Raw genomic sequence first — 881 nt, 5'->3', positions numbered from 1 at the left:
ATTTATTTTTTATATTTTAGTATAGATGAGAAAGCATCTGTGCTTTTCTGTGGGGATTCTCCCAATTCCATAATTGCTGTCTGTTCTGCTTCCCATTCTATACAGATTTCATTTAACTATTTATAAAGGAATTTCCTAATGCTAAAATAGTTCTAATAGAACTTTAGCAAAGGTTACTGCTGTAATTCTCCTGCAAAACTTATTGTTATTGCCTAGAAAGCGTGCAGCCTGACCAGAGTATCAAATTCTGCTTACACAAATGTTGCATCTCCATCCGTAGCCGCCAGCAAGGTATTTCGCCTGGATGAATGCTGATTACGCGAGGATGCAGTCAGTGCTCTGGATTAGGATAATTCCTTTCTAAGTTCTTCATTACTCTCGAAAGGTGGTGATTTCATGAAGAAAGTAGATTACTTATCAACTCTATTTGTTGGTATTGATATTGGTGCGAGGCAAAATGTTGTCTCTGCAATTAATTTTGAACAGGAATTTTCAATCAAAATGAAACCTGTTCCCAACACGCAATCTGGTGCAGATCAATTAGAAGCTATGCTTGTTGATATACTTAGCAATAGTACCTTTAGAACTGTCATAATTGGCTTGGAATCCACTTCGTTTTATGGTGTACATATTGCAAACTTCCTATCTGCAAGCGAAAGGCTTATGCCTTATAAACCCTATGTCTATTGTTTGAATCCTAAAGAAGTCGCTAATTATAAAGACTCCTTTAACTCTCTTGATAAAAATGATGGTATTGATTCCTTCGTCATTGCTGACTTTGCAAGAGTCGGCAGAATTCATACCGAACCCTGGCGTGGTTCTCAATATCTTGCCCTTCAAAGGCTTACAAGACACAGGCTTCATATAGTTGAATGCTTAAC

Annotated in this window: 1 protein-coding gene; it reads left to right on the top strand. The window is 37.2% G+C overall.

The window, feature by feature from the left end; all coding sequences use genetic code 11:
• Positions 1-396 precede the first annotated feature (396 nt).
• A partial coding sequence (locus tag J5G60_RS18530) for an IS110 family transposase (protein ID WP_207876653.1) occupies positions 397-881 on the top strand: 485 nt, incomplete at its 3' end.

Source organism: Clostridium sp. HV4-5-A1G (assembly GCF_900184915.1).
In the GTDB taxonomy this organism is placed as follows: domain Bacteria; phylum Bacillota; class Clostridia; order Clostridiales; family Clostridiaceae; genus Clostridium_B; species Clostridium_B aromativorans.
Note: the sequence above shows the minus strand (reverse complement) of the source record. Positions and strands in the feature narration are given on the sequence as shown.